General features: G+C 70.7%; 17 protein-coding genes. 8 read left to right on the top strand and 9 right to left on the bottom strand.

Features of this window, described 5'->3' with window-relative positions:
• Positions 1-194: 194 nt before the first annotated feature.
• From ABF401_RS08325 to ABF401_RS08285, 9 genes are all read right to left on the bottom strand, one after another.
• Positions 195-6,527, bottom strand: coding sequence for an Ig-like domain-containing protein (locus ABF401_RS08325; protein WP_353509077.1), 6,333 nt, complete (start codon positions 6,525-6,527; stop codon positions 195-197).
• Positions 6,524-7,297, bottom strand: a complete 774-nt coding sequence (locus ABF401_RS08320) for an FHA domain-containing protein (protein ID WP_353509076.1) — start codon at positions 7,295-7,297, stop codon at positions 6,524-6,526. Before ABF401_RS08320 ends, ABF401_RS08325 begins: the two co-directional genes overlap by 4 nt.
• Before the next feature lie 115 nt (positions 7,298-7,412).
• Positions 7,413-9,203, bottom strand: coding sequence for a serine/threonine-protein kinase (locus tag ABF401_RS08315; protein ID WP_353509075.1), 1,791 nt, complete (start codon positions 9,201-9,203; stop codon positions 7,413-7,415).
• A gap of 1 nt (position 9,204) precedes the next feature.
• Positions 9,205-10,968 carry an FHA domain-containing protein gene (locus ABF401_RS08310; RefSeq protein ID WP_353509074.1) on the bottom strand — a complete coding sequence of 588 codons (1,764 nt, stop codon included), beginning with the start codon at positions 10,966-10,968 and terminating at the stop codon, positions 9,205-9,207.
• The gene (locus ABF401_RS08305; RefSeq protein WP_353509073.1) at positions 10,965-11,816 is read right to left on the bottom strand and encodes a PP2C family protein-serine/threonine phosphatase; all 852 of its coding nucleotides are present in this window, start codon (positions 11,814-11,816) and stop codon (positions 10,965-10,967) included. The genes ABF401_RS08310 and ABF401_RS08305 overlap by 4 nt, the downstream gene beginning before the upstream one ends.
• A complete protein-coding gene (locus tag ABF401_RS08300) occupies positions 11,813-12,325 on the bottom strand; it encodes a hypothetical protein (protein ID WP_353509072.1) in 513 nt (170 codons plus the stop codon). Before ABF401_RS08300 ends, ABF401_RS08305 begins: the two co-directional genes overlap by 4 nt.
• 101 nt (positions 12,326-12,426) lie before the next feature.
• Positions 12,427-13,929, bottom strand: coding sequence for a hypothetical protein (locus tag ABF401_RS08295; RefSeq protein WP_353509071.1), 1,503 nt, complete (start codon positions 13,927-13,929; stop codon positions 12,427-12,429).
• Positions 13,926-14,459 carry a hypothetical protein gene (locus ABF401_RS08290; RefSeq protein ID WP_353509070.1) on the bottom strand — a complete coding sequence of 178 codons (534 nt, stop codon included), beginning with the start codon at positions 14,457-14,459 and terminating at the stop codon, positions 13,926-13,928. The genes ABF401_RS08295 and ABF401_RS08290 overlap by 4 nt, the downstream gene beginning before the upstream one ends.
• Positions 14,460-14,967: 508 nt before the next feature.
• Positions 14,968-16,449: a CCA tRNA nucleotidyltransferase gene (locus tag ABF401_RS08285; RefSeq protein WP_502908205.1), complete on the bottom strand. Its 1,482-nt coding sequence runs from the start codon at positions 16,447-16,449 to the stop codon at positions 14,968-14,970.
• Between the two features lie 321 nt (positions 16,450-16,770).
• On the opposite strand from ABF401_RS08285, the gene ABF401_RS08280 reads away from it, so the two are divergent.
• From ABF401_RS08280 to trxA, 8 genes are all read left to right on the top strand, one after another.
• Entirely contained in the window at positions 16,771-17,256 is a 486-nt protein-coding gene (locus tag ABF401_RS08280) for an NUDIX hydrolase (protein ID WP_353509068.1), read from the top strand.
• Complete coding sequence (locus tag ABF401_RS08275) at positions 17,253-19,541, top strand: DUF6049 family protein (RefSeq protein WP_353509067.1); 2,289 nt, start codon at positions 17,253-17,255, stop codon at positions 19,539-19,541. Before ABF401_RS08280 ends, ABF401_RS08275 begins: the two co-directional genes overlap by 4 nt.
• A gap of 106 nt (positions 19,542-19,647) precedes the next feature.
• Positions 19,648-21,654, top strand: a complete 2,007-nt coding sequence (locus ABF401_RS08270) for a protein kinase family protein (protein ID WP_353509066.1) — start codon at positions 19,648-19,650, stop codon at positions 21,652-21,654.
• Positions 21,655-21,657: 3 nt separating this feature from the next.
• On the top strand, positions 21,658-22,227 hold the full coding sequence (gene sigM, locus ABF401_RS08265; RefSeq protein WP_353509065.1) for an RNA polymerase sigma factor SigM: 570 nt from the start codon (positions 21,658-21,660) through the stop codon (positions 22,225-22,227).
• A gap of 57 nt (positions 22,228-22,284) precedes the next feature.
• Entirely contained in the window at positions 22,285-22,764 is a 480-nt protein-coding gene (locus ABF401_RS08260) for a cupin domain-containing protein (protein ID WP_353509064.1), read from the top strand.
• A gap of 135 nt (positions 22,765-22,899) precedes the next feature.
• On the top strand, positions 22,900-23,634 hold the full coding sequence (locus ABF401_RS08255; RefSeq protein WP_353509063.1) for an RsmA family anti-sigma factor: 735 nt from the start codon (positions 22,900-22,902) through the stop codon (positions 23,632-23,634).
• Between the two features lie 138 nt (positions 23,635-23,772).
• Positions 23,773-24,840, top strand: coding sequence for a thioredoxin-disulfide reductase (gene trxB, locus ABF401_RS08250; RefSeq protein WP_353509062.1), 1,068 nt, complete (start codon positions 23,773-23,775; stop codon positions 24,838-24,840).
• 99 nt (positions 24,841-24,939) lie between these two features.
• Positions 24,940-25,263 (top strand): thioredoxin, encoded by a 324-nt coding sequence (gene trxA / locus ABF401_RS08245; protein ID WP_331930561.1) that lies wholly within the window; start codon positions 24,940-24,942, stop codon positions 25,261-25,263.
• Positions 25,264-25,277 lie beyond the last annotated feature (14 nt).

Here is a 25,277-nt window from a genome sequence, read left to right as displayed (position 1 = left end):
GTGACGTGGCGCTTGCCGAGCACGGCCCGCTCGATGTTGCCGACGAGCTGGTCGAAGGTGTGGGCGAACCACGTCACCTGGTCCTGAGTGACACTCATGAGTTCCGTTCTCCTGTGGTGCAGTTGGTCGAAGTGGTCGTATGCCGCTGAGCTCGCTCCGCGGTCACGCTGCGTCTGGCGCGGGGTCGGGCCACGTCAGCCGCCCCAGGGGTTGCGGGTGAACGAGTCGCTGCCATTCGAGCCATGGCAGGTCACCTTGACCCAGCCGGTCGGGAACCCGAAGTACTTGCCCGACGTGTTGGTCCCGTTCCGCGGCTGGATCGAGCCGTTGCTCCCGTCGTCCCAGTTGTACGGCCAGGTGCCGTCACTGCTGCTGAACGTGCACCGGATGTTGCCCTGGAAGTTGCTCAGGTCGTACTGCAGGTACTGGCAGTCACCGCTGTCGCATCCCGGGCGGACCCCGGTGTCGCCGTACGGTCGCAACCAGTTGACCTTGGGAGCCGGCGGTGGTGGGGCCGCGTTCGTCGTCGCCGACTTCGGACCGGCCGTTGGACCGTCGCCGGACCGGTCGGCAAAGGGCGTCACGGTGATGGATCGGGTCGTCGAGTAGCCGAGGCCGCTGAACGTGTAGGACGTCTGGTTCGGGCCGAGGGTCGTGTTGACGTCGCCCCTGACCCGGTAGCCCCGGATCGCGTTGCCGTTGTCGGCCGGCTTGCTCCACGAGAAGGTGATCGAGCTGCCCGTGTGCGACTCGCTGATGCCACCGACACCCTTGGTCGGGCCGTACGGGTTGAAGGTGACGTTGTTGGACCAGGCCGAGCAGATCCCGGCCGTGTTGCAGGCGCGGATCTCCATGGCCCGCTGGTTGATCCCGACATTGCCGGTCGTGCCACCGGAGCTCGGCGCCGGCCAGCTGCCCCCGTAGGCGCCGTCGGTCGTCCGCCACTCCACGTGGTCGTAGCCGGCTGAGCGGTGGCTGCCGAGCGAGTAGCTGGCGACGGCGCGGTAATCGGCGTTCGGCGTGCTGACCGCGGAGAGTCTCGGGGTCTGCGGCATGCCGTTCGCCGTGTAGGAGGAGAAGTTCGTCCGCTCCGAGGTGGCCGGGCCGCCATTGGTGGCCGTCACGGTGTACTGCACCGTCTGGCCGCCGTAGGGGATCGTGTCGGTGGCGACCCGCTGGGCGCCGCCGGAGACGCTCGCGACGGGGACCCAGGTGCCCGTCGACCCGGTGCGGCGGTAGACGTCGTACTGGGTGATCGGCGGTCCGTTGGGGTCGGTCGTCGGCCAGGTGATCGTCACCTGGGCGTTGTCCTGGTCGGGTGCCGGGGAGCGGGGGTTGAGGGTGGGCGCCGCCACGGGAGCCGGTTTGCCGAAGGACTGCCCGGTGACCTCGGGCCCGTAGGGCCCCCAGCCCAGGTCGTTGCGGGCCTGGACGCGGATCTTGTAGGCGTCGTTGTTGACGAGACCGCTGACGATGGTCGAGAGCTGGGGCGCCGGGACCACCTTGGTGCCGGTCTGCCCGGCGTTGCCCCCGACATTGACCCACTGCACCTGGTACTGGGCGATCGCGGAGCCCTCGTTGACCGGAGCGGTCCACGAAACGGTCAGCCGGCGGTCGCCGGGGACGACATTGCTGATCGCGGTGGCCTTGGGCAGCGTGTCGGGGCGAACCGGCGGCGAGGAGGCCCCCGACCGCTCCGACCAGCCCACGGCGTTGCGGGAACGGACGGTGAACGTGTAGTCCTCGCCGTTCGTCAGGCCGGTGATGGTGCACGGCGACGCCTGGCAGCTCTGGTCCCTGCCACCGGGGCCGTTGACCCCGACCTCGTACTCGAGGATCGGCAGGCCGCCGTCGTAGGCGGGCGGCCGCCAATCAACGCGCGCCGTGCCGCCGAGGACCCGGTCGGCGACGGCCACCGGGGCGTCGGTCCGGTCTGGCTTGCTGCGCACGGTGACGGTGACCTCGCCGACCGCTGGTGGCCGGCCCGGCGCGTCGGTGACGCGGACCTCGATCCGGGCATCACCGCGAGCCTGCTCCGATGCTGCGACGGTGAGCATGCAGCCGGCAGCCGTTGCCGTCACCCCGGTGCCGGCGCGCACGGTGGCCGCGGTGATCTCGCACTGGGGCGATCCGAGGGGACTGTCCAGGTGCTGCGCCACGTTGACCTGCTGCGTCGTCCCTGCGATGAGCCCTTCGATGTGGGCGGGCCGCAGGGTCGCGCTGGGCGGCTGCGCCGTCACGCGGACCCGGAGCGTGAAGCGCTCGGCTCCGCCCTTGGCGCCGATCGTCACGGTGCCGGTCGAGCCGGCCCGCGCGGCGGGCTCCGCCTTGAGGACGACCGTCCGTCCGCCCTGCCCCGTCTGGCGGAGGTCGACCCGGTCGACGGCCTGGTCCCAGACGGCTTCGTAGCGGACCCGCGACTGGTCGAGGGTGTCGGGCAGCCACGCGCGGCAGAGCCGTGGGATGTCGACGCTCCGGGCCGGGCCGTCGGCGACGAGCCGGACCTCGTGGTCCGGGCAGCGCAGGACCGGGACGTCAGGTCCGATCTGGACCGGGATGGTGACATAGGCCGTCTGAGCCGACGTGTCCTGCGCGCCAGTGGCGTTGGTGACCTCGAGCATGAGCGCGGCCGGGCCGACGTACCCGTTCGTCGAGGTGAGGGTCAGCTCTGTCGAGGACGTTGCCGCCTGCTGGAGGTGCTCGGCGGGCGAGGTCGAGATGGTGTCCGGCGACGTCAGCGAAACGGCGCCGCCGCGGGGGTCCCTGACGTAGTCGGCGAGGGTGACCTTCGCCGTCGCGTCCGCATCCATCCGGATCGTCTTGCCCTGGACGACGTAGGGCTGGCCGTTGTTCCCCGCGGGGACGTAGATGAGCGCCATGGCGACCGCGCCGTCGGCGTCCTCGATGGTGTAGGGCACGACGCGGGCCTCGGGCCGGAGCTGGACGCGGACCTTGCGGCCCTCGATCGTCGCGCCGTCGCCGATGACCTTGGTGATGGTCAGCGACTTCTGGTCACCGTCGAGGTCCCGGTCGTTGGCCAGGGCGTCGACGAGGATGCTCGTCTCGCCGTCCTTGGCGACGCCGGTGTCGTCGACCGCGATGGGCGGGTTGTTGAAGTCCTTCTGGCCCCGCACCGTCAACGTTGAGCGCGACGGGTCGAACATGCCGTTCGTGATGCCGTAGGCGAGCACCTTTGCAGGGCCCTCCTCCGGCGCGACGACCTTGACGGAGTCGTCCTGCTGGCGCGTGAAGTCCTTGAGGACGTCGGCGTCGTTGAGCGTGGCGAAGTCCTCGAGCTCGACGGCGTCGCCGCTCGCGATGAGATCGTTGGCGAGCAGGTCGGCGTGGACGGTGCGGCCCGGGGCGGCGACGATGTCGTCCTCGACGGCGACCGGCGGCTGCGGGTCGCCGGGCTGGACCACACCGACGCGGATGAAGCCCTCACTCGTGAGACCGAACCGGTCACGGAGCTGGTAGCGGATCACCTCGGTGCCGGCGCTGCGCGGGTAGGCCTCGTAGCGGATGGTGGCGGCGCCGAAGCCGAGCACGCGCCCGAGCTGCAGGTCGACGGCGTCACCCTTCTCGCCGACGATTCCTCCGACGAAGGCGAGGTCACCGTCCGGGTCCACCCCGGAGGTAGGGACGGTGATGGAGAGCGTGTCGCCCGCGGTGACGCTGGCCGAGAAGCTGCGCGCCGTCGGCGGGCGGTTGGGCCGTGTCTCGCTCGGCAACGGGTTGATCGTCACCGTGACCCGGCCGGTGGCCGATCGGGCCCGCAGGCCCTCGGGATGGGCCGCGTACTCGAGGACTGCCGTCCGGGGAGCGGTCGCCTTGGCGTCGGGCTCGGGGACGTAGCGCAGCACGCTGCCGGACGCGAAGGCCTGGCCACCGCCGCTGCGGACCCGGACACCCAGCGGGTCCAGCTTGAGCGGGATGCCCTCGGACATGGAGTCGTTGTCGAGCACCGGGATCGTCACGGCGTCACCGACCCGGACGGCTGCCGTGTCATCGAGGACGGTGGGCCGGATCGGCTCGTCGGGATCCGGCCGCTGCACCACGGAGAGCTGGCCGACGGCCGACTGGGTGCCGTCACTGATGGTGTAGGCGACCGTCCCGCGACGCTCCTTGTTCCCGTCGAGCGGCGCGGTCGCCTCGACCCGCACCCACCGGCCCTGGACCACGCTGACCCGCAGCCAGGCGTTGTCCGTGACGACCCGTTGGACCACGAGCACATCGCTGCGCGGGCTGTAGTCGTTGGACAGCACGTCCGCGATGACGGGGGTCAGCCCACGGACCACGGCCGAGTCGGGTGATGCGACGGGCGGCAGCTCCTTGTCGGGGTCGGGCAGGATGTCAACCCGCACGCGACCGACGCTGACCCCGGAACCCGACTGAGCGGCATACGTGATGGTTGATGTTCCTGGTGTCGCGCCGGTCACGGTGAGGACGCCGGTGTCGGTGTTCGTGTCGATGGTCAGCTGTCCGGGTCCCTTGACCTCGGAGGCGAGGCGCAGGCGCGCCTCCGGGTCGGTGGGGTCGGCGCCCGGGATGTCGTTGCCGAGCGGCTGCAGTTGCACCGGCTTGCCCACGACACCGCGCAGGACGTCCGGCTGGGTCCGCGGGGCGACGGCGCGGTCGTCGTCGCCGAGCACCTGGACGGTGATCGCTGACGTGGTCACGCCCCCGTTGTCGTCGCTGACCTCGTACTCGACCTGCTGGTCCCCCTTCTTGCCGAGGGCCCGCACGATGAGGGCCCCGGACCCGTCGACCCCGGTGGCGGCCGGGTCGACCGGCGAGACCTGGAGCGGGTCGTTCTCCGCATCGCGCCAGTCGGCGATGACCCCGACCTTCACCGTCGCGTTGCGGGCGACCGGGTAGCTCGCCTTGGCGAGCTTGGCACTGCCGCCGCGCAGCTTCGGCGGCGTGTTCTCGTCCGGACCCACGATCGTGACGGTGACCTTGGCGGTGGCCCGCCCGTTCTTGGCGGTGGTGCCGTTGTTGACGGTGTACTCGAAGGTGAACCGGTCGGCCTTCGGTTCCTCGGGGACGGTGACCTGCACGGTCTGACCGTCGGCGGAGGCGCTCGTCGTGACGTCCGCGATGGACGCGGTTCCGACGTCGCCGGGGCTGATGGCGAGGATCGAGCCCTGCGAGTCGGTGTCGTTGTCGAGCACGTGCAACGTCGAGGTGCGCCCCGGACGGACCTTCAGGTGGTCCGGTTGGGCCTTCGGCGGGGTCTTGTCGACCTCGTCGTCGATGAGGTTCTCGTCCTTCTTCTTGTTCTTGTTGTCAACCTGCGGCGGTGGGATGACCGAGTTCCAGTTGTCGATCTTGACCCGGTCGCGGTCGATGTCCCAGACGTCGCCGGAGTCGAGGTCGTTGAGGACGATGAGCCCGCGGTTGACGCGCAGCTTGACTCCGTCGACCCGCACGCCGTTCTTCATGGCGCCGAGGCCGACGGTCTGGGTGTCCTGCGGCGAGCCGCAGTTCCTCCCGTAGAAGGAGTTCGAGGGAGCCGCCCACGCGGCGTGCACGCACGAGCCGAGCCGGACGGGGGCCGAGAGGAAGAGCTCGGCGGGGCTGCCCGAGCCGGGCGCTGCCTGGGCGAGCGTGACTCCCGGGCCGGCTGGTTCACCGGTGAGCGGCACCTGGACGAGCCGTGACTCGTCCTGGAGGAGCACGGCGGTGCTGTCCGGTCCGGGCTGCTGCAGCGCCGCATAGGCCGGCTTGCCGGGCTCGGCCCGGCCCACCGAGACCTGCTGCGGCTGCTCGAGCAGGTCGGAGTACACCAGTCCGGTGCCCGAGTCATAGACGACCCAGTGCGGGCCGACGGCCGTCACCTGGGCGCTCTTCGTCGCGAAGCCGAGCTTGACGAGAGCCGGCTTGGCGAACTGGCCGCCGGAGGGCTTGAGGATCGCGAGGACGCCCTTGGCGCTCGACAGCGCGTAGGCGGTCCCGTCGACACCGACCGCGACCGTTGCGCTCGGGCCCACCGTGACGAGCGGCTTGGCCTGGGTCTGCAGCTGGTCCAGCCCGGCGATCCCGCCGCGGTTGTCGACGCGCTGGGCGCGCAGCTCGCCCTTGGCCGGGTCGACCATGGCGATGGTGCCGCCGCGCAGGTCCACCGGCTCCGTCTCGAAGACCCGGTTGCCGGTGGCCGGCTCTGCCTTGGGCAGGACGATCGACTGCGACGTGGCAAGCGTGCCCTCGGCCGGGTTGATCGGCAGGAGCAGGTTGCTCGCCTTCGAGAGGCCGACGACGGCCGCACCGTCCTGGACGACGTCGAGGCCCGACCCGGGCGTCCCGTCGGAGAGCACGCCGGCGTCGAGTTGTCCCGCGGCCTTGTTGATCCGGCCGAACCGTGCTTGGTCGGCGTTGGTGACCCAGATCCCGCCGTCGTTGAGGTCGGCCTTGCGCACGACCTCTCCATCCGATCGGGTGGCAACCCACACGAGCAGCCCGGCAACGAGGGCCACCACGATGGTGGAGATGACTCCGATCCGTCGCTTCGTCGCGGCGGTGCTCATGCCTTCCCCCGATCGGCCGAACCGGCGCCCTCCACTGTGCGGTCCACCGGGCCGTCGTGCTCATCGTCGTCGATGAGCGCGAGGTCCTCCTCGACGACGAGCTTGGTGGAGAGTGCGTGCTCGACGAGCCGCGCCTTGCGGTTCGAGGCGACGCGCCCGACGCCACCGTGCAGGCCGCGCGTGCCGGCGTCGGCCAGTTTCTGGCAGACGTTGTCGAGCTTGCGGTTGAAGCGGGTGAGCGTCCAGCCGAGCCGTTCGGCCGCGGCTGCGGAGGACGGGATCTGCGTCGTCCCGGCCTCGCGCCGCCGAAGGAACGGCTCGCACAACGCGACGATGAGCAGCTTCTGGTCCGGCGTCAGGCTGACTCGCCCGACCGTCGCCTCACCGACCTCGTCGCTGGGCGTCGCGATGGTCGGTTCTGCCTCGACCGACTTGAAGACCGGGCTCGCCACGACGATCTCGAAGTCGTACGTCGTCGGGCCTGCCGTGAACCAGACGATGAGCTTGTGCATGGCCAGGGGGATCCGCGCCCCCGGGTTGAGGAACGCCTGGAAGAGGCCCTGCTCGTCCGCGACCGTTGCGCTGAGCGTCGATCCGGTGTTGGTGAGCCACCAGAAGCCCGCATCGTGCGAGATCCGCAGGAAGGTGCGGTGCAGGTAGGGGTTGTCGTCGATCTCGACGTTCCCCGACCGCCCGATCGTCAGTCCCTCATCGGGTGAGACGGGGTATGTCTCTCCGCAGAAGTCGACTGTCACCTTGCTGTGGATCACGCTTCGAGGCCCCCTGACCCTGTCCCTGTGTCTCGTGTCATTCGAACGTGGTGTGTGTCTACGTGGTGGTGCTTCGTCCCGGTTCATCCGAGCGGTTTGGCGGATTTGTCCAGATCTACCGCGCAGTCTCGCATTCGACCTGAGACCGTGGCGACTCACGCCCACCCCGGTTCACGGTGACGACCGCGCAGAGCTGCTGGCCCTTGGGCACCTTCTCGGTGAAGGTCGTCTTTGTGAGAATCCTCGGGGCCGCCTTGACCGCCTCGCTCTGCCTGGGCGCGACAAACAGGCGATAGCTGTCCCCCACGGCCGGCTGGGGGTACGACCACCGGAACGTGACCGAGCCGTCGCCCGACTCCGCCGCCACCGTCGGCGCGTCGAAGACCGCGTCGGGCACGGCGTTGTCGTCGCCAGGCATCGACACGGTGGGGCTGGGCCGCGGTCCGGCGTCGGTCTCGGCGTCCGAGCCCTCCGGTCGGAGCACGAGGAAGGCCACCACGCCGACGAGGACGACAAGTCCGCTCACGAGACCCCACAGCAGGGCCGGGGTGGGGCGAGCAGGCCCTTGGGGCCGAGCCGTCGTTTGCGGCGTTGGCTCGGACTGGGTGGGTTGCGTGCCCACGGGCCGCCGCACCGTGGGCCCGTCACCGTCGTCATAGCCACCGCCGCCGGCGCTGCCGTCACGGACGAGGGGCGCCGTGCGACTGCTCGACATCGGGTCGGTCACTGCGGTTGGACGCACGGGTACTGGGGCAAAGAGGGCCGACGTGGGCGCGAGACCGGCTCCGGTCGGGGCGAACGGAGCTGATGGGGCAGCTGATGGGGCTCCTGCGTCGCGGCGCCGCCGTGTGTCCGCGTCGAGCGACGTCGCGGGCGAGGACGGTTGGGCGACCACGGTCTGGGGTGCCTTGATCCGCGTGCGGTCGTCGTCCAGGGTCTCGGGCCCCGCTGGTGACCCGTGGACCTGGCTGACCAGTGTCGTGTGACCCTGCTCGTCGAGCACGACGATGGGGGTCCGGGCCAAGCGCTGCTGCTGCTCGACCGCCTGCAGCGCCCTGGCGAGATCGAGGGCCGCCGCCGGTCGCCGGGAAGGATCCTTGGCCAGCGCCTGGGCAAGCAGCCGCTCGAGACCCGGGGGCACGTCCGGGCGGCCCGTCGGGGGTGGTGGGGTGCTGCGGATCCGGGGCAGGAGGGCGTAGGCGGAGTTGTCGCCGCCCGGCACCTCAAAGGGCGACCGGCCCACGAGCAGGTGCCACAGGGTTGCCGCAAGGGAGTAGACGTCGGACCGCTCGTCCCCGTTGCTCTGACCGTAGAGCACCTCCGGTGCTGCCCACGGTACGGAGACACCCATGTCATCCGTGGACTCAGCCACGTCGCCGTCTCGGCCGTCACGCCCGCCCCGACCGGCGATGCCGAAGTCGGTCAGGCCGGGCGCCCCGTAGGCGCTGATGAGGACGTTGGCCGGCTTGATGTCGCGGTGGGTGATGTGCGCCCGGTGCGCCGTCTCGACCGCGCTCGCGAGCTGGATGCCGGTGCGGAGCACCTCCTCGACCGTGAAGCGCTCCGCCCTCGCCCGCATCGCGAGGTTGGGCGGCGGGTAGTACTTCATGACGAGGTAGGGCCGCCCGTCGTCAGCCGTTCCGGACCGGAAGACCTGGACGATGTAGGGGTGGTCGCCGAGCTGGGCCATCGTGTCGGCCTCGTCGACGAACTGGGCCCGAAGCGCGTCGGTCAGTCCCTCGGACTTGAGCACCTTCACCGCCACCGGCATGCGGGGGCTCTGCTGCTCGTACAGGTAGACGTCGGCGTACCCCCCCGAGCCCAAGGGCTGGACGAAGACCAGGCCCGGGATCTGGGGTGGGGCACCCCGCCGCGGATGCCTGCCCGCGTGTCGCGTGCTGGCCATGTCAGCTCATCCCTGGATCGAAGACGAAGGACACCTCGTCGGCCATGGCAACGACGGAGCCGGGCTCGAGGACCTGCTGGTCGTTGGCCCGGAGCCGGACCGGCTGCCCGCCCGGCAAGGCAACGGTCGTCCCGTTCGTCGTGCCGAGATCGCGGATGAGCACGTGCCAGCCCTCGAGCACCACCTCGACGTGGTTGCGCGACACGTCCCGCTCAGGGCTGGGCACCTTGACGACGTGGGGTCGGTCCGTTGCTGCGAGATCGGAACCGAGCGTGGGTGCCCGACCCATGAGGACGTTTCGATCGAGGGTGACGACGTCACCGGTGGAGAGGCGCAGCGCACCGAGCGGGGGCCTGACCATGGTGAACGTGTCCTGAGGAGGTATCCCCCCGCCGCAGATGCGGCAGGAGTCGCCGTGCGGAGGCGTTGGGTGGCCCTGGGAGCAGAGGACGGCGACAACGCTCGGCCCCGAGGCGCCACCCGACTGGTCGCCAGACTGGGCGGCGTGGCGGGCCTGGATCAGGGCACTACGGTCGACGGTCAGCTCGTCGGCGTCCTCGTCCCCTGCCGCCGGAGGGTCCACCTCAAGGGGGGCGGCTGGCGGCGTGGCTGGCTGAGTGACGGGCGGTGGCAGCAGGCTTGGCGCCGGCGGAGGCGTGTGTCGCCCGGAGAACGTCGGAACGGCTGGCCGCGGTTCGGCCGTCGACCCGTGGTCGGGACTGGGTGCGGCTGAACCCGATGCCCACGGGACGGACGAGATCAGGCCTCCGCCGGTTGCAGGGGGTGACGCCGAAGGAGCCGCTGGCGGCAGGGTCGGCGGCGTTGGCGATACGGGTGGCACTGGTGGCACTGACGAAGGGGCCGGCGCCTCAATCGGATCCGGCTCGCCTGCGCCTGCCGACTCCGCCTCGGCAAGAAGCTGTCGGTGCTCGTCGACCGTGACCGTGTGGCCGAACAGGTAGTCGTAGCTGGGGGCGGCCGCCTCGTCCGGCTCCGAGATGTGATGGTCGTCCTCGGAGGGGGTGGGCTTGACCGACCAGGTCGACTCGACGTCGTCGGTGGCAGTGGGCGGCGGGGTGGCACGCCGAGGCAGAACGGCCGGTCCCCGACCCCACGAGGGGAGCTCGGGCTCGCTCTCACTCGAGTGTGCAGAACCTGCCGACGTCAACTGCACACTCGACTCAGCAGGCGGCGCAGCCCCACTCGAGTGTGCAGAACCTGCCGGCGCCAACTGCACACTCGACGCAACCGGCGGCGCACCCCCACTCGAGTGCGCAGAACCTGCCGACGCCAACTGCACACTCGACTGGGCGGAAGGAGGCGGGGGTACGCGGGCCACGCCACCGGCACGGACGATCAGCGTCTGGGCGGGAGCCGGCTCGGTCGCCTCCTTGCCCTCGAGTACCCGGAGCTCCACGCGCTCCGGGTGTGTGTCGAGGACGAGGTCGGTCCAGACCCGGGGGTTGAGGGCACGGACCTCGTGCTCGGTGCCGTCTGTCATCGTCAGCCTGGCCGACACGGGCCCGAACGCGACAATCCGCGTCCGCGGCTTCCAGTGAACGCCGACGAAGTGGTGCGCCTTGCGCGGCCCGCCCGCGGTCAGGACGTCGATGACGTCGTCGAGCTGTCCGCCGTCCGCGGCATCGCTCGCGGTCAGGGTGCGGTCGTCGTCCTCCTCGAGGGCGATGAGCAGATGCATGCCGGGCCCACCGATGTGGGTCCAGCCGTCGGGGGCGCGGTGCACGACGACCGAGGGATCACTCACACCAACGACCTGCTCTCCCCTGTCGGCTCCTCACCCGCCGGCGGCTCATGGCGGGGACGACCGACCGCCTCGCGGGGAGCCGTGTCCTCGTCGACGTCTGCCCCGGACTCGTGTGCCTCCAGCGTGACGACGATGGCCGTGACGTTGTCGCGGCCGCCGGCCTGAACCGCCCTGCGCACCAGCTCGTCCGCGGCCTCCTGAGGGTCAGCGACATCGAGGAGAACGGCCTCGATGTCCGGCAGCCCCAGCTCGTTGGAGAGCCCGTCCGTGCAGATGACGAAGGCCTCTCCCGGGTACGGCGGGAAGACCCAGTGGTCGACCTGGCCCATGGGGTCCCGACCCAGCGAGCGGGTGATGACGTTGCGGCCGGGATGGTGTTGGGCCTGTTCGGCGGTGATGATCCCCCGGTCGACGAGCTCCTGGACCTCCGAGTGGTCGACGGTCACCTGCGAGAGGTGCCCGTCGAGCAACCGGTACACCCGCGAGTCGCCGATGTTGAAGACGACCCAGTGCTGCGAGCCGCCGCCCCCGGAGACGAGGGCGAGCCCCGCGACGGTGGTCCCCATTCCGGTCTGCTCGGGACGGCGGGCTGCTGACTCGAGAATCCGCCGGTTCGCCTCAGTCAGCTGCTCGACGATGTCGCGAGCCTGCAGGACCGGCCGCTCGGCCAGCTCGATGAGGGCGTCCGTGGCGATCCCGCTCGCCACCTCTCCGGCAGCATGTCCGCCCATGCCGTCCGCGACGACGAACACCGTCCCAACGACGCGGGCGCTGTCCTCGTTGTGCTGGCGCACCCGGCCAACGTCGGTGGCGACACCATGCGAGATCGCCGACTGGTCCACGGTCATCCGACCGGGTTCCCCTCAGCCTCGACAGGAGCCCAGGGGCGAACGCGAACCGACGCAAGGACCGAGCGGATCAGCTCGTAGTCCTGCTCGGCGGCCGGCCCGCCCACCGACCCGCTCAGCTGGACGACCCAGCCGGCGGCACCCGCCCGCTCCGGTCGCACGACGTGAAAGAGGTTGGCCTGCAGGATGGTCTCGACGTCCGCGTCTGGCCAGGTGGCATCACAGCCCACGAAGCGGGCGTCACCCAGCTCAGCGGCATACGGCTCACTCGAGACCCCACCACGTGACTGGGCGAGCGCCTCGATGCGACGGAGCGACTCCTCCTCGGTGAAGTCGGCACCGCACTGCTCGATGCTGACGACGACGTTGGGGTCGAAGCCATCCTCCCGGGGCAGCTTGGCGGCCACGGCGGTGCCCGGCGCGTGCACGGGCAGCCAGCCCTCGGGGACGTCGACGGCCACGGACGGCGGGCCGGGGAAGTCCCGGCTCGGATAGGCCAAGGTGCTCATCGAGGTCCTTTCATCGCTCCGTTGGCGGGGCCTTGGTCCCATGCCGGATGGCCGGAGCGCGGCAAGTCAATCAAACGTGCGCCAAATGTGACAGATCAGGCTCATGGGAAGAAGCCACCGATCGTGCCGATGGGATCCTTGACCGCGGCTCCGATCCCGTCGGCGACGTCATCCAGACCGGTGTCCTCGAGGAACTCCTTGGGGTTGACGTCGACACTGAAGTTGACTCCGCCACCGATGCCGATCGCCGCTCCGACATCGACCTTGACCTTCACGCTCTCCGCGCTGAAGTTGGCGTCGATGTTGGCGTGCGCTCCGATCCCGGCGTAGACCTCGCCGCCGGCCGTGCCGCCCACCCCGGCGATGCTGCCGCCGACCTCGCCCCCGGCCTTCACGCCCGCGAAAGCCTCCGCGCCGGCGCTGGTCCGGATCCCGTCCTTCCCGATCGCGACCGAGGCGTCGGCCTTCGCCTCGGCACCGGCCATCGCGTTGCCGCTGGCGTGCGCCGCCAGCGGGCCGTTGTCGTAGGCGACCCCGGCCTCCCCCTTGACGCCGACCATGGCGGAGGCGTTCGCCTTTGCGGCCAACCCGTCCTTGCCGAGCGAGACGGAGGCATCGGCCTTTCCCTCCGCGCCGACGAAGCCGCTCGCGTTGTACTTCCCGTGGGCGCCGAGGTTGCCCTCGACGCCGCCCCTGAGCAGGTAGGCGCCCGCCGTCCCACCGAGACCGGCCGCGAGCGCCCCGTCCTTGATGCCGAACTCGTGGTAGCCCTTGACCTCCGTGCCCGGTCCGCCGCCATAGGCCATCCGGACCGCGTGCTCCTTGTCGGTGACCTTGCCGTCGGCGTCGTAGTACACCGGCTCGTAGTCGGTGTGGCCCTGGTGTTCGGTCCGCTCCATCCAGTTGACGCCCTCGACCCCGCGGTTGATCGCGGTGCTGGCCCCCGGGTGTCGGTTGGCGAAGGCGTCCTCGTCCTCGGAGTTGTCGGTCGGCAGCCACGGCCGGTCGACCCGGCTCTCGCTCTCGCTGCGCCAGCCGGACTCGTGTTCGAGCTGACGGTCGCGGTAGTCGCCGGCGTGCGTGTACCGGTCGTAGCGAACCCGGCCGTCCTCGCCCTCCGTGGCGTTCTCGTAGGTGTGCCGGCCGTCCTGCGTCGTGTGGCGGTAGCTCGTCCCGGACTCGTCACCCATGCTGTCCGGCTGCTTGTCCGGGTCGAGCTGGAACTTCTTGCCCTTGGTCTTGGTGACGTCGTTCAGCCCACCACCACCCGAGCCGGCACCCGACCCGGCGCCGCCGCCCCCAGCTCCGCCCGATCCGCCCGACCCGCCCAGACCGGATGCGGAACGCTGGTCGGCGACGTTCGCCTCGAGCCGCCAGGCCATCGCCTCGAAGACGCCGCTGCACGCCTGCAGACCCGGAACGGCCCTCGTGTTGAAGTGCCGGACCAGGGCCCGGACGTTGTCGCCGCCCCAGCCGGCCTCGATGGAGCGCATCGCGCCGCGGGACGTCGCCTCGATCCGGGTCAGCTCCGCCTGCATCCCCTTGATGACCCGAGCCGACCGGGCGAGCGCCTCGACGTCGGCGCCCTTGGCGTAGGTCGTCATCGGGCCGCCTCCTCGTCGAGCAGCGGCGTCGTCCCCGGGCCGGGCGTCACCTGCAGTCCGCCGATCACGCGACTGAGCTCGGCGTTGTCCTCCCGGTGACGGGTCGACCCGATCGTGCCCGTCACGGTGATGCGGACCAGCCCGCCGTCGACGTCACGCCGGACGAAACCGAAGAGGTTGCGGACGAGCAGCGTGCCAGCCGCTGCGTCGACGTAGCTGAGGTCCCGCCCGAAGAACGTGACTCCCCCGATGTTGTGGCCATAGACCTCGCCGGCCTCGCCCTCGAGGCGCTCGCTGGCGAGCCGCTCGACTCCGTCGAGGTCGTAGCGCACCGTGTGGTCGGCAGGCACCTCGTCGACCGTCACGAGGACGTTGGGCCGGAACTGCCCTTCGGCGGCGGGCCGTATCGCCACGAGCGCCGCGCCCGCGAGGTCACCGACGGCGGGCACCGCCTGCCAGCCCTCGGGCAGCTCCAGCCGCAGGGCGGGTCGCCCCGGGAACGTGGCGCTCGGATAGGTCAGTGTCGGCATGGTGCCCCCTTCGTCAGGGGCAGGCTAGGGGGTGGGCCGCCTGAGGGCGATGGGGAGCGCTCCCCGCCGACAAACGAACAACGACGATGCCGTATGCCGCTGGGCTCGCCGGGTGCCCGAGGTACCGCGGCTGCCCGCCGGGGTGCCATCCGTGATCCCTGTGGACAACTCTGACGGGATGCTCCCCTCGGGGACCTGGCGTGCCGACCTGACACGACACGTGAGGAAGCACATCGGAAGGCTGCGAAGCACTGACATCATCGTCGGCGACGCTCTGGCACCCAGCCTGACGTCGATCACGATATCCGTGGCGTGAGCATCCGCAATCCGTTTGCGGAGCTCTGAGGTCAGGGTAGTTGGCGAAGCGCGATGAGCGGCCCACCAGGTGAGCAGCTTCTCGCTGGCGGCGTCCTTGCCGGTGGGCTCCTCGTCGAGCCGCCGCAACGATGCGGCCAGGGCCGTGGGCTACCTCTCCGCCCTAATCAATGATGCCTACCTGATGCACGCCTCAGTCATCCCGCGCGGCCCACCAGGCGAGCAACTTCTCGCGCGCGGCGCTCTTGCCGATGGGTCCGTCATCGAGCCGCACCGACAACAGGTACTTGTACGCCTCGCCGAGCACCGGCCCCGGCTTGATGTCCAGGATCTCGGCGATCTCGTTGCCGTTGAGCTCGGGCCGCACGGCCGCGAGCTCCTCCTCCGCCGCGAGGCGCTCGATCCGCCGCTCGAGGTCGTCGTAGGCCACTGACAGCCGCTGCGCCTTGCGGACGTTGCGGGTCGTGCTGTCTGAGCGGGTCAGACGGTGGAGTCGCTGCAGGAGCGGACCGGCATCCGTGACATAGCGGCGCACTGCCGAGTCGGTCCACTGACCCTCGCCGTAGCCGTGGAAGCGAAGGTGCAGCTCGACGAGCCGCGCGACGGCCTTGACGACCGTCTTGTCGTAGCGCATCGCCTTGAGCCGCTTGCTGGCCATCCGTGCCCCGACCAGCTCGTGGTGGTGGAAGGAGACCCCGCCCCCCGGCTCGAAGCGTCGGGTGGCCGGCTTGCCGATGTCGTGCAGGAGCGCGGCCAGGCGCAGCACGAGGTCCGGGCCGGGCACCGACTCCTCTGTGCCATCTGGCGGGCCCTCGAGCGCGATGGCCTGCTCGAGAACCGTCAGGGAGTGCTCGTACACGTCCTTGTGCCGGTGGTGCTCGTCGACCTCCAGGCGCAGCGCAGGCAGTTCGGGGATGAAGTGGTCGGCCAGGCCCGTGTCGACGAGCAGGCTGAGGCCGGGTCGCGGGGCCGGAGCACAGACGAGCTTCGTGAACTCGTCGCGGATCCGCTCGGCGGAGATGATCTCGAGAGTGGCCGCCCGCTCGGTCATCGCGGTCCGCACCTCCTGGGCCACGTCGAAGCCGAGCTGACTCGCGAAGCGGGCCGCGCGCATCATCCGCAGCGGGTCGTCGGCGAAGGACTCCTCCGGAGGCGCGGGCGTCATGAGTCGCCGGGCCGCGAGGTCGACCAGGCCGCCATGGAGGTCGACGAACTCGAGGCTGGGAAGCCGGATCGCCATCGCGTTGACGGTGAAGTCGCGGCGGACGAGATCGCCGTCGAGGGTGTCGCCGAACATCACCTCCGGCTTGCGGCTGGTCCGGTCGTACGTGTCCGCGCGGTACGTGGTGATCTCGATGTGGTGCGAGTCCCTGCGCAGGCCGATGGTGCCGAACTCCCGCCCGATGTCCCAGTGCGTGTCCGCCCACCCCTCGACCGTGGCCAGGATCTCGTCCGGACTCGCTTCCGTAGTGAAGTCGAGGTCCGGGGAGGTCCGCCCCAGAAAAGCGTCCCGCACCGGCCCACCGACGAGCGCGATCTCGTGCCCCCGCTGCTCGAACAGCTTGCCGAGCTCCTGCAGCAGCGGGAGCACGGGCGCGAGCTGGGCGACGGCCCCGCGCAGGAGCTCCAGCTGGTTCGGGTCGGGCACGTTCGGGCGGTCGGACACGGGGACCAGCCTAGGTGAGCGCACAGGTGCCCTTCCGCCACCAGCCGACGGCCGTCCCAGCCTCCGACTATTCACCCGTGGCGCACCCGTCGGCGTCGATTCGGCAGGAAGGGCACCGACATTCGAGCCACGGCGCAGGTGTCGGAGGCCGTGGTGGGGCGCTCAGTGGAACGCAACACCCTCGATGCGCGTTGGGCGGGCGGAAGGAGGGGAAGGCACGTGGTGCGCGTGAGCGAGCACAGCAGCATACGGGAATGGCGCTTGAGAAGGGCGTTGGGGCCGGCGTGTGAGGCGGGGGCGGGAAACAGGTCCCTTGGTTATGGTGGCGGCATGACCGCGCAGACCGCCCCCATCCCCCACATGGGGCGGCGGTTGCCCGCGGTCGAGGAGCGCTCTGCCGGCGGCATCGTCGTCGACATCCAGGACGGCTGCGCCCTCATCGCCATCATCGCGAGACGCAATCGCGCCGGGCGCATCGAGTGGTGCCTCCCCAAGGGCCACGTCGAGCCGGGGGAGACGCTCGTCGAGACCGCCGCCCGAGAAGTCGCGGAGGAGACCGGCATCACCGGGCGCGTCCTCGTGGAGCTGGGGACCATCGACTACTGGTTCGCGACGTCCACGAAGCGGGTGCACAAGTTCGTCCACCACTACCTGCTCGAGGCCCTGAGCGGCGAGCTGACCATCGAGAACGACCCCGATCGCGAGGCGATCGACGTCGCGTGGATGCGCCTGGACGAGGTGCACCGCCGGCTCACCTTCCCCAACGAGCGCCGCATCGCGCAGGCGGCGTGGAGCCGGCTGGCAGGCACGGCGTGACCCGGGCCCGGCCGTGGCGCGCCGCCCTCCGGACGGTCGCCGCCGCGACGTTCCTCGCCCTCACGGCCCTCCCGGGTGCGGCTGCCTCGCCGCCGAGCCAGGCACGCTCGGTGCCAGTGATCGAGACCGAAGAGCCCGTCCCGCACAGCGCCTCGGTGACACCCGACACCGAGAAGGCCATCGTCACCCTGACCTCGGTGTCCCCCACCGTCATGGACGGGCGCGGAGAGACGCGGATCGCCGGCACCCTGACTGCCCCGACCTCCGGCCCGCTCGTCGGCACGACCATCGACGTCGTCCTCGGCTCCCGGCCGCTGACCGTCCGAGGCGACATCGACCGGTGGGTCAAGGGAACCGGCAAGGCGTCCGGCGAACGTGTTGCAGAACTGGCGAAGCCGCTGCCCGAGGTGGCGGCGGGTCAGACCGTGCCCTTTGCGATCGACCTCGAGGAGCGACGCGTCCGCACCGACGCCGCCTTCGCCGCGTTGCCGATCTCGATCGAGGCCTACCAACGGGGAGCCTCGACGCCCGTCGGGATGACCCGGACGTTCCTCGCCTGGAACTCACGGGTCGAGTTCGTGCCGCTCCAGCTGGCCGTGGCGATCCCGGTCACACTCGACCCGGAGCTGAAGCTGTTCGAGCGCGATGACACGGTGCGGCGCGAGGCGTGGGCCGCGGCCATCGGGCCCGGATCCCGCGTTGACCGGATCGTCGAGGGCACCGCCGGATCGTCTGCCACGTTGGCCGTCGACCCGTCGGTGCTCCTGGCCGCACCCGGCGAGACAGCGTCAGAGCGCCCTCCCCCAACCGCGCCCACGGGAGGGCCATCCGGCTCGCCGACGACCGGAACCGCGTCTCCGCCCCCGACGCCAGAGACACCAGCGACCTCCGCGGATGGGACGGCGGACGCGGCGGACGGTGAGGGGTCCCCGCTCGTCGACCGGCTCGTGTCCAGCCTGCAGGGGCGGAACCTCATCGCACTCCCCTATGCCGACGCTGACGTCGCCGCCACCAGCGACATCGACCCGGGCAACCTCGTCGCTCGCGAGCTCGTGTCACGGGCCTCCAAGGTGGGCGCTCGCATCGGAGCGCCGGTGCGCGGTGACATCGCCTGGCCGGCGGACGGACTGCTGCCGGCGGGCCGGGACGCGGCCATCCAGTCGCTGTACTCGAAGTCGGCAACGGGGAAGGCTGCCGGGATCATCGTCGACCAACGGGCCATCAGCGCGGCCTCCCCCTACACCCCGACGGCGCGCCGGGTGTCTGACAAGGGCAGCCGCCTCCTCGGCTACGACGTGCGACTCTCGGCGCTGCTGCCCAAGCGGTCCGACCCGACGCCCGTTCTCGCCACCCAACGCTTCCTCGCTGAAACGCTCGTGCTCCTCGGCGAGCTCCCGGGCATCGGCCGGTCCGTCCTGGTCGCCGCGCCCCGGAACTACGACCCCGACCCCGCGGGTCTGGCGGCCTTCCTGCACGCGACCACTGACTCCATCCCCTGGCTGACCACCGCGCCGCTGGAGACTCTGGTGCGAGACGACGTGACAGACGCCCGCCGCCCACAGGAGCGGCCGGCGAAGGCGCCACCCTCGGCCGCACCCAAGCGGACCCTGAGCGAGTTCCGGCTCCGGCAGCTCGCCCAGCAGCGTCTGACGATCGACGCCGTGTCCACCGTGGTCGAAGACGGCGCGGCGTTCGAGCGCACCTACGGCGAGCTCCTCGACGAGCTGACGAGCACCCGGTGGCGCTATCAGCCGGCCGCCTGGTCGAAGCTGCACAACTCGGTGAGCGCCGACGTCCGCAACGCGACGTCAGCCATCAGGGTGGTGCCGCGGCGCATCAACTTCCTCGCCGAGAACGGCACGCTGCGGATCACGCTCGAGAACGGGCTCGGCTACGCCGTCGGGAACCTCCGTCTCGTGCTCTCGCCGATGAACCCCCGCATCCAGATCCGCGAGCAGCCCGGCCCGGTCAGCATCGCGGCAGGACCGGGGGCGCTGCGCAACGTGACCGTGCCGGTCCACGCAGTCGCCGCTGGCCGAGCCGACATCCTCGCGTATCTCACCACGGCGGACGGCACACAGATCGGATCGGCGGCCACGATCCCTGTCTCGTCCAACCCTCTCGACACGACGTTCTACTGGATCGGCGGCGTGCTGGCCGGCCTCGTGCTCCTGGCCGGGGTGGCTCGCGCCGTGCTCAAGGGCACGTCGCGCATCGACGAGATCGGCGATCTGGACACGATCGCCGAGCGTGACGAGGCCGCACAGAGCCGGAAGAACGACTGAGTCGCCCTAGGATGAAGCAGGGCCGCGCTCCGGATCGCAGGTGCGGACGTGGTCACCGCAGAGGTTCCCACGCCCTCTCGTTCGACGCGGCTCAGCACAGGAAGGGGTGACGCAGGTGCACGGCATTGGACCGGGAACGGTGCTCGGAGGACGCTATGCCGTCACTCTACGCACCTCCGAAGGGCCCCATCACGAGCGGTGGCGGGCCACCGACAACACCTTGGACCGCGAGGTCGTCCTCGTGTGCTTCCCCGTCGCGTCGTCCGTCGCCTCGGCGACCCTCGATGCCGCCCGCCGTGCTGCCGGCATCGAGGATCCCCGGCTCGTCCGGGTCCTCGACGTGGGCACCGACGTGGACATCGCCTTCGTCGTCGAGGAACCCTTGACCGGCGCCATGCCGATGTCGCACATCCTGCATTCGGGCGGACTGCCCGCGGAGGAGGTGCGTCGGATCGTCGGCGAGGCTGCGAGCGCCCTGGAGAAGGCGCGTCACCGGGGGCTGCACCACCTCACGCTCACCCCCTCATCGCTCCTCCGTATGCCAGACGGCGACGTGAAGGTCCGTGGCCTCGCGACCGATGCGGCGCTCGTCGACGCCGAGCGATCCTCCGACGAACTGGCATCCCGGATCGACGCCGTCGGCCTCGTCAAGCTCATCTACGCCGGCCTCACCGGCCGGTGGCCCGCAGGCCCGGCGGGGGCGAGCCGCGCACGCCCGGTCGGGCTCGAGCCCGCGCCGACGATGATCGGAGGCGTCGCCGCGCCGTCCGAGATCGCGGTCGGGATCCCCAACGACCTCGACCTCGTCTGCCGCATGACGCTCAACGAGGACCGCGGCCCGGTGTCCCCCGGGGACCTCGCCCTCCAGATCGCGCCGTGGCCATCGGAGCCACCGACGAGCGACGGCGCCACCGGGATCCGGCTGCCGGCGCAGTCCTCCGAGATCACCCCGGCGGGCGGGTCGCCTGCCACCGCACCGAGATACGGACCTGCCGTCGCGGGACCGAGCGGCGATCTCTACGCCCGCTTGGCCGGCCGCCGAGGAACCCACGATCCGGGCGGGGACGCCGCGGGCGCCGGGGCCAGCGCGGGCGCCGCGGGCGCCGCAAACGGCTCGGCTGCAGGGGCCGCGGCGAGCGGCGCTGCCAGTGCCGGTGTCGCTGCTGGCGCGGCAGCCGCAGGCGCGGGACTCGCCAGTGGCGGCCAAGGCGCGGGCGATGCCCTCAAGCCTGCTGGTGCAGCCTCGGGGGTCGCGAGCGCGATGGGGGAACGGGTCAGCTCCTTCGCCCGAGCGGCTGCCGACAAGGCGACGGCACGAGCCGCCGAGCGCCGGATCGGACGACACGACGAGCCCTTCCATGGCGAGGACATCGCCATCGACCAAGCCTTGGAAGAACCTCCTACGGCGGAGATCGCCGCTCCCCTCGTTTTCGGCGGCACGCCCGAGCGGCCCACGGGGGCCCAGTCGCGCATCGCGCTGGCCATCGTCGGCGCCCTCGTCCTCGTCGCGCTGGTCATCGGCATCAACAACGTCGCGAAGATCGGCGAGTCCGACAGCCCGGCCGAGGCCCGGCCCACCGTCACCGTGACGCGCACGCGAGCGACACCGACCGCGTCCGCAACGACCCAGCAGGCGCCGCCCCCGACGACCCCCAGCGACACGCAGTCCCCGAATGACCAGCCCGTGAGCATCGTCGGCGGTTCCAGCTTCGATCCGCAGGACGACGGCGAGGAGAGCCCGAACCAGGTCCCGCTTGCCTTCGACGGTGACCCGAGCACGGCGTGGAAGTCACGGTGGTACGGCAGTGACACGTACAACCGCAGCAAGGAGGGTGTCGGCCTGGTGCTCGACCTCAGCGCACCGACGAAGGTCCGTGAGGTCGAGCTCACCCTCCCGGCCGCACAGGACGTGTCGGTCTTCCTCGCCGACGAGGCCTCCCTGGACCGCACCCAGGAGATCGGAAAGGTGCGGGACACGAGCGGGAGCGTGACCATCAAGGCGCCAAAGGACATCGAGGCCGGCACGAAGGTCATCGTGTGGGTCACGCGGCCGGCACCTGACGAGGCACCCAACCACTACCGGGCCCAGATCGCCGAAGTGGTGGTGCGCTGAGTCGTGGGTCCTGCCACCCCCGTCCCCCTCGCTGAGGCCAGCGATCGGGACCTGCTCGAGCGCCATGTAGCGGGAGATGATCACGCCTTCGGGGAGCTGTTCCGACGGCACAAGGACCGGATGTGGGCCGTTGCCCTGCGCACCTGCCGCGACCCGGAGATCGCCGCCGACGCTGTCCAGGACGGCTTCATCTCGGCCTTCCGAAGGGCCGGCTCCTTTCGGGGCGACTCTGCGGTGACCACGTGGCTGCACCGGATCATCGTCAATGCCTGCCTCGACCGCCTGCGTCGGCTGCGCCCGACCGCCGAGCTTCCGGAGTACGAGCTCGCCGACAGCCGGGACCAGCATTCCTCGACCGAGGTCCGGATCGACATCGAGGGGGCGCTCGCCACGCTCCCTGCGGGGCAGCGCGCCGCCCTCGTCCTCGTTGACATGCACGCCGTCCCCGTCTCCGAGGCGGCCGTGATCCTCGGGGTGGCCGAGGGAACGATCAAGTCACGGTGCGCCCGCGGCCGGGCTGCGCTCGCCCAGCAGCTGGGCCTGACAACCGAACCGCCCGCGCGGGGTAGGTGACCCGTGCCACGAACGCGGGAAGATGTCTCCTGACCCGTGCGACAGAGAGGAACTGTGATGCAGATCAGCGACAACGGGCCCCGGCCGAATGCGTTCGACATCGAGACGGCCACCCGGGAGAACGAGAACTACCGCACCGTTGCCTGGACCGGCACGTATCTCCAGGTCACCCTCATGTCCATCCCCGTCGGCGAGTCGATCGGCCTCGAGGTCCACCCCGACACCGACCAGTTCCTGCGCCTCGATGCCGGCCGCGGCAGGTGCGTCATGGGGCCGGCGAAGGACCAGCTCGACTTCGAGCAGGAGGTCTCGGACGGGTGGTCGATCCAGGTCCCGGCCGGTCGCTGGCACGACGTGGTCAACACCGGTGACGAGCCGCTCCGCCTCTACGCGATCTATGCCCCGGTCCACCATGCACCGGGCATCGTCCAGCGATCGAGCGCCGACGCCGAGCGCGATGAGTCGGCCGGCGTCGACGAGCCACCGGCCTGGAGCCACCAGCCGGAGGGCGGTGCCCCGGACCAGCACGCCGGCTGAGCTGGGCAGAGTCCGCCGCGAGTGAAACCCCCGTGGAACCCCCCGGCGATACTGCACGTCGAAGCACGAGGTCGGCCCCCTGACCGCGGCAGCGCTGGGACGGCCCCCGTCAAAGCACCACCCCGAAGGAACATCGTGGACCTACCCGGGCACCCACCTGAGGCCGCCGACGAGCTCGATCCTGCAGTCGAGGCACGGATCCGTGAGCTGCTCGCTGCTGCTCCCGGCCCCGGTCCCATGCCGGAGCACGTGACCCAGCGCATCGAGTCGCTCCTCAGCGACGAGGTTGCCCTACGGGTCGACCCCGGCCCACTGAACCGCTCCACCCCGGACCAGGCGATCGTCGCCCCGCTCATCCGTCAGCGCCAGAGACCGCGTCCAGTCCTCGCGGTGGCGGCTGTCGCCGCGGCAGCCGCCGTCGTGGCCGTCGGCGGTTCCGCGCTCCATCTCAGCAAGCGGGCCAACGGCACGGCCTCTGTCGGCGGCTCCAGCGTGACGATGACCCCGTCGGCGACCTCACCATTCCGGCCCAACTTCCACGTCCAGCTCTCGGACACCGCCTACACCGAGGCCAACCTCGCAGGGCAGGCCAGGGCGATGCTCAGGTCCCCCGACGCGCCGATCGAGACCCTCGCCGCGGAGGGGCCCAAGCTGGGTCCCATCGCGACGGAGATCGGTCTCGAGTCCTGCCTGACCGCCCATTCGCTGCCGACAGACGTCCCGGTGTACGTCGACCTCGCCACCTTCGAGGGCAGTCCGGCGGCAGTCATCGTGGTGACCGAGGGGGGTCGCAGCACCGTTCGCGTCGTGGAGCGCACGTGCACCCTGGGCCACCCCGCACCGCTGGCGGGTGCCACACCCGTCCCGTGAGTCCCACGACACCCTGCCGTATGCCGCTCAGCTCGCTGGGTGCCCAGCGCCAGCTTCGTGACGTCGCCACGACGGGAATGCCGAGCGCCTAGGATCGGTTGAGGCGAGCAGCAGTCCCCTTCCAAGGAGCATCACCACATGTCGGAAGACGTCCGCAACGTCATCATCATCGGGTCGGGACCAGCTGGGTACACGGCCGCCATCTATGCAGCCCGTGCCAACCTCAAGCCGCTCATCTTCGAAGGTGCCGTCACCGCGGGTGGCGCCCTGATGAACACGACCGAGGTGGAGAACTTCCCCGGCTTCCGGGACGGCATCATGGGTCCGGAGCTGATGGAGCAGATGCGTGCCCAGGCCGAGCGCTTCGGCGCCGAGCTCGTCACCGACGACGTCACCGCGGTCGACCTCAGCGGCTCGGTGAAGACGGTCACCGATGGTGCCGGCAGGACCTACTCCGCGGCAGCGGTCATCCTCGCGATGGGCTCCGCCTACCGCGAGCTCGGGCTGCCCAGGGAGAAGGAGCTGTCCGGTCACGGCGTCTCCTGGTGCGCTACGTGCGACGGCTTCTTCTTCCGCGACCAGGACATTGCCGTCATCGGCGGCGGCGACTCGGCCATCGAGGAGGCGACCTTCCTGACGAAGTTCGCCAGGTCCGTGACGATCGTGCACCGGCGTGACGCACTGAGGGCCTCCAAGATCATGGCGGACCGGGCGTTCGCGAACGACAAGATCAGCTTCGCCTGGAACAGCGAGGTCGCCGAGATCCACGGCGACGGCAAGCTGACGGGTCTCACGCTCCGTGACACGCGGACCGGCGACCTGCGCGAGCTCGCCGTGACCGGCATGTTCGTCGCCATCGGCCACGACCCGCGCAACGAGCTGCTCAAGGCACACGGAGCAGCAGACGGAGCAGCAGCCGACACCGGCGAGGTCGCCCTCGACGACGCCGGCTATGTCCTGGTCGAGGCACCGTCCACTCGCACCAACGTGGCCGGCGTGTTCGCGTGCGGAGACCTGGTCGACCACACGTACCGCCAAGCCATCACGGCGGCCGGCACCGGGTGCTCCGCAGCCCTCGATGCCGAGCACTACCTCGCCGCCCTCGAGGACACCGCCTCGCCTGAGCGGGCCGCACATCAGGCCGCGCTCATCGATGAGACCGCCTCGGGCCCCATCCCGACGTCCTCCGTCGGCGCAAACGCCTAGCCTGACAGACCTGTCGACCGCCACCGTCGCCGACCACCCGCCCAGCCCGCCGCCACCGGCCAACCGAGCCCAGCGGCATACCCAAGGGAGAGACCCAGCATGGCACTGAAGGAAACGACCGACGCCACGTTCGCTGATGACGTCCTGATGAGCGACAAGCCGGTGCTCGTCGATTTCTGGGCGGAGTGGTGCGGTCCCTGCCGCAAGGTCGCTCCGATCCTTGAAGAGATCCACGAGCAGTACGGCGACAAGGTCGAGATCGTCAAGCTCGACACCGACGCGAACATGGACACCGCGGCTCGCTACGGCGTCGTGTCGATCCCGACGCTCAACGTCTATGTCAAGGGCCAGGTCGTCAAGTCGATCGTCGGGGCGCACCCCAAGCCCAAGCTGCTGCGGGAGCTCGAGGAGTTCATCGCCTGAGCCTCCCGCACATG

Source organism: Intrasporangium sp., from assembly GCF_040414665.1.
In the GTDB taxonomy this organism is placed as follows: Bacteria; Actinomycetota; Actinomycetes; order Actinomycetales; family Dermatophilaceae; genus Intrasporangium.
Note: the sequence above shows the minus strand (reverse complement) of the source record. Positions and strands in the feature narration are given on the sequence as shown.

Coding starts and splice junctions, on each gene's coding strand:
- ABF401_RS08290 (WP_353509070.1), bottom strand. CDS start 14,459: ATGCCGACACTGACCTATCCGAGCGCCACGTTCCCGGGGCGACCCGCC.
- ABF401_RS08325 (WP_353509077.1), bottom strand. CDS start 6,527: ATGAGCACCGCCGCGACGAAGCGACGGATCGGAGTCATCTCCACCATC.
- trxB (WP_353509062.1), top strand. CDS start 23,773: ATGTCGGAAGACGTCCGCAACGTCATCATCATCGGGTCGGGACCAGCT.
- ABF401_RS08280 (WP_353509068.1), top strand. CDS start 16,771: ATGACCGCGCAGACCGCCCCCATCCCCCACATGGGGCGGCGGTTGCCC.
- ABF401_RS08295 (WP_353509071.1), bottom strand. CDS start 13,929: ATGACGACCTACGCCAAGGGCGCCGACGTCGAGGCGCTCGCCCGGTCG.
- ABF401_RS08260 (WP_353509064.1), top strand. CDS start 22,285: ATGCAGATCAGCGACAACGGGCCCCGGCCGAATGCGTTCGACATCGAG.
- trxA (WP_331930561.1), top strand. CDS start 24,940: ATGGCACTGAAGGAAACGACCGACGCCACGTTCGCTGATGACGTCCTG.
- ABF401_RS08315 (WP_353509075.1), bottom strand. CDS start 9,203: ATGGCCAGCACGCGACACGCGGGCAGGCATCCGCGGCGGGGTGCCCCA.
- ABF401_RS08300 (WP_353509072.1), bottom strand. CDS start 12,325: ATGAGCACCTTGGCCTATCCGAGCCGGGACTTCCCCGGCCCGCCGTCC.
- ABF401_RS08305 (WP_353509073.1), bottom strand. CDS start 11,816: ATGACCGTGGACCAGTCGGCGATCTCGCATGGTGTCGCCACCGACGTT.